The organism is Streptomyces sp. MBT65 (genome assembly GCF_016612545.1).
Classification (GTDB): Bacteria; Actinomycetota; Actinomycetes; order Streptomycetales; family Streptomycetaceae; genus Streptomyces.
Map to the genome: position 1 here is coordinate 1 of NZ_JAENRY010000488.1, position 4,155 is coordinate 4,155.

The window sequence follows — 4,155 nt, forward strand, 5'->3', positions numbered from 1 at the left end:
ACCCCCTCCCGCCGCAGCCCCGCCCGATGGATCTTGTTCGTCGCGGTCACCGGCATCCGCCGCACCACCCGCACGAACCGGGGCGCCATCTTGGTCCCCAGGTCCGGCTGGGCCAGCAGGAACTCCCCGAAGGCGAGGGGGTCGAAGGTCCCGGCGATCGTCGCCATGACCTGGTCGCCGGTCACCGGGTCCGGTACCGCGTAGACCGCCACGGCGTCGGCGCCCGGGTAGCGGGAGAGGATGTTCTCGATCATCGCGGCGGCGAGGTTCTCGCTGTCGACGCGGAGGCGGTCGTCGGTGCGGCCGGCGAAGTAGAGGTAGCCGTCGGTGTCCCGGTAGAAGAGGTCGCCGGTCCAGTACCAGCCCGCCCTGCGACGTTCCGCGTCCGCCTCCGGGTTGCGCCAGTACCCCTCGAAGGGGTTGGCGCCGCGGTTCACCAACTCCCCTATCGCATCAGCCCCGTTGAGCAGCCGGCCGGCCGAGTCGAACTCCGCCGGCGGGCACTCCTCGCACGTCTCCGGATCGAGTACGGCGAGCCCGGGCGCCGCCCGCCCGACCGCCCCGGACGGTGTCCCCGGCGACCACTGCACCGCCGCCCCGCCTTCCGAGGACCCGTACCCCTCCACCAGCCGCACCCCGAACCGCCGCTCGAACGCCGCCGCGTCCACCGCCCCCGCCTCCGTGCCGAAGCCCATCCGCAGCGGGTTGTCCCGGTCGTCGGGACGTTCCTCCGTGGCCAGGACGTACTGCACCGCACGGCCGACGTAGGTGAAGTACGTGGCCCCGTACCTTCGTACGTCGTCCAGGAAGCGGGATGCCGAGAACCTCCGGCGCAGCGCCACCCCCGCCCCGGCCGCCAGCGCCGGTGCCCAGTCGGCGATCACCGCGTTGCCGTGGAACATCGGCATGCAGATGTAGTGCACGTCCTCCGGGAGAACGCCGAAGCTGCCCACCAGCGAGGCTCCGGCGGCGGCCAGGCGGCCCTGCGTGCAGATCGCGGCCTTCGGGGCGCCGGTGGAACCGGAGGTGAAGTAGAGCAGGACGCGGTCGTCCGGGGTGGCGCGGGAGAAGGCGTCAGGGCGCGCGTCCGCATACGGGGCGAGCAGGTCGTCGTAGGACTGAGTGTCCGTCACCAAGACGCGTACGCCGGGGAGTTGGAGGTTCTCCAGCAGAGGGAGACGGCCGCTTTCCGTCACCAGTACCCGGCACTCCGTGTGCAGGATGTCGCGGGCCAGCTCGGGGCCGCGGCGGGTGGGGTTGATGCCGGCCACGGCCGCGCCCGCGAGGGCCGCCGCGCTCAACCACAGGGGATATTCAGGGGTGTTGTCGAGCAGTACGCCGACATGGGGTGGGGCGCCCGGTGGCAGCAGGTCCGTGAGGAGGGCCGCCCTGGCCGCGGCGCCGGACGCCACCTCGTGATGGGTGAGCATCCGGTGCTCGCACCACAGCCCGGGGCGGTGGTCGCCCCACCGCGCCTGGACGAGTTCCGCGACGGTACGCCTCCTGGACTCCATGGAGGCGCAGGATAGTTGACGTACCGTCAGATATGGAGACTACGAACCCATGAAGTCGAACATCTTGTGGGCCACGAGGATGAAGACGACACAGAAGGCGACGATCACGCCGAAGAACACCAGCATGCAGCCCGCGCCCGCCGCGAGCTTCCCCCGGGACGGGGCGTGCGCGGTGGCCCGCTCGGGGTGATCGGCCGCGTAGTACACGGTGACGATGTCGCCCTCCAGGGTCGTGCCCGGCCCGTTCCGCTCCTCGAACCTGACCGTACGGCCCTCGCGCGTCCTGAACTCGTAGACGTGGTGCAGTGACGTCGACACCATGGTGTCCCCGGCGCCGCCGCTGGTCGTCGTGTACGTCCGCAGACAGCGGGCCTCGGCCGTGAGCCCGCTGCTCCAGGCACTGTTGACCTGGCGCGAGCGGCGGATCACGGCGGTCGCGCCGAGCGCCACGATGGCGATCATGAGCAGTGGCGCGATGTAGAACAGCGCTTCCATGGTGTCCCCCGAGGTCAAGTACCGCTTGGTGGAGGGAACCTACCCCCGGGGGATGCCGCGCTGTCTCAAGCAATGCTCAGAACCTCAGGCTCAGAAGGTCACATCCGAGCACGAGTAGAACGCGTTGGTCGTGTCCGCGATCGTCCACACCGCGACGATCACATGGTGACCGGAGAGGCCGGACGGGAGCGTGCCGCTGTGGGAGATGATGGACGACGAGGGGCGCTGGCCGTTGTAGGGGACGGTGAGGAACGGGGTGGTGTTGAGGTCCGAGCGGGCCAGGTTGTGGTTCTGGTTCCAACCCGCCTTGGTGACGTAGTACTTGAAGTCCGTCGTCGCGTGGATCGCCGTGAACTGCCAGCGGAAGGTGTACGACTGACCACCCGTCACCTTCGTCGTCGGCCACGCGGCGCCCGACGGAGCCTTCGGCGCGCTGAGTTGGCCGAAGCGGCTGATCCCGCCGTTGCAGATCTGGCCGTCGGCGGGACCGGCGGCCGGGAAGCCCTTGGGGCCCTCGACGCTCTGCGGCTCGTACTGGATGTCACCGCAGTTCGTCACCGTGCCGTTGGCGCAGAGCTTCTGCCTGCTGACGGGAAGGTCGGTGTAGCCGTGACTGCTCGCGGCCCCGGACGAGAGCACGATGGCCCCGGCCGTGGTGAGCCCGAGCACGCCCGCGTACCACTTGGTCTTTTTGCGCATGCTGCCGCTCCTGGAGAACGTGTGGGGAGTTCCGTGAGCCGTGCAGGTCTAGACCAAGTCCCAGATTATTGCCCCTACTTGACTGTGTCCATACCAAAAGCCGTGTCCGTGTTCGTCTCCGGCTCCGGCTCCGTCACGGCGCGGCTTCTCCCCGTCCCGAACAGAACGCGACCGTCAAGTCCTTCACGAGCACCTTGCGTTCGTAGTCGTCCAGCTCCACCAGACCCCGCATGGTCAGCCGGGTGACGGTGTCCTCCACCGAGTCGACCACCGAGGTGAGCATCGTCGCGCGCTGCTGCGCGTCCAGCGTGGCGATCCGGCGGCGGGTCATCGCGGCGGCGACCTCCGGGGCGTACTCCACGCGCACCGGCCGCACCGAGAACACCTCGATTCCGACCGGCGCCGAGTCCGCCGCGACCAGCCGGGTCAGGGCGTCGACGGCCAGGTCGGCCGCGCCCTTCGCGCCACCGCCCGGCACCTCCACCGGCACCCGGGCCAGCGCCGCCTCCACGCACTCGCGCAGATACGTCTCGTGGTCCTCGACCCCGAGCGTGGCCCGCGCGGTGTCCCGCACCCGCCACACCACGAGCACGACGACCCGCAGCGCCACCCCGTTCGCGTCGGCCGCCGGCATCGGCTCACCGCGCCAGTGCCGCAGCCGTACGTCGACCCGGCGGCGCAGCAGCAGCGGGTTGACCCACATCAGACCGGTGCGCCGGACGGTCCCCCGGTACCGCCCGAACAGACCGAGCACCCAGGCCCGTCCGGTACGGCCCCGGGCCAGCCCCCCGAAGCCGAACAGCCCGAGTGCGCCCGCCCCGGCGTACGCGGCCCACTGCGCGGGGCCGCAGGCCGGCACCGGCCTGGGTGCTCGGTCTGTTCGGGCGGTACCGGGGGACCGTCCGGCGCACCGGTCTGATGTGGGTCAACCCGCTGCTGCTGCGCCGCCGGGTCGACGTACGGCTGCGGCCGCCGAGCCGGTACCGGCGAGCACGCCCGCCGAGCCGGGGAGCACCCGGGCGGGGCGCTCGACCAGCTCGGGGTCGACCTCCGGGGCCGGGCGCGGCTTGGCCGGGAGGGGGCGGCGGAAGCGCGGCTGTTCGCCGGTGCCCTGTCTGCGGCCCACGACGGCGGGTCTGAGCGGCACCGACACCGGGTCGGGTTCGTCGCGGAACAGCAGGTGGACGGGGATCTCGGTGGTCGCCTCGTTCTGGATGAGCCGTGCGGGACGGGTCTGCCCCTCGGGCGGCCCCACCGGTTCCTCGTTCTCGGGCGTCTGTGATGTGGTCGTCGTATTCATGCGTGCCTCCAGCCTCCGCGCCAGATACGCCATGACAGTGCTTGGGTTGATGGGGACGTGGGTCTACGAGAAGAGACGGCGCCAGGTCTCCGGGCCCGGGTAGCCGTCCGCCGCGCCGCCCCGCCAGCCCTGGGCGCGCTGGAAGGC

Annotated in this window: 3 protein-coding genes and 1 pseudogene; all 4 read right to left on the bottom strand. The window is 71.2% G+C overall.

Going from position 1 to position 4,155, the window contains the following annotated elements:
• On the bottom strand, nt 1–1,514 hold a 1,514-nt coding region (locus JHN63_RS48845; RefSeq protein WP_200691587.1), incomplete at its 3' end, for an AMP-binding protein.
• A 39-nt stretch (nt 1,515–1,553) separates the two neighbouring features.
• Nucleotides 1,554–2,009: a DUF3592 domain-containing protein gene (locus tag JHN63_RS48850; protein ID WP_200691589.1), complete on the bottom strand. Its 456-nt coding sequence runs from the start codon at nt 2,007–2,009 to the stop codon at nt 1,554–1,556.
• A gap of 90 nt (nt 2,010–2,099) precedes the next feature.
• A complete protein-coding gene (locus JHN63_RS48855; RefSeq protein ID WP_200691588.1) occupies nt 2,100–2,708 on the bottom strand; it encodes a lytic polysaccharide monooxygenase in 609 nt (202 codons plus the stop codon).
• Between the two features lie 133 nt (nt 2,709–2,841).
• Nucleotides 2,842–3,991: pseudogene (locus JHN63_RS48860) on the bottom strand (SPFH domain-containing protein); the annotation flags it as partial.
• Nucleotides 3,992–4,155: the final 164 nt, after the last annotated feature.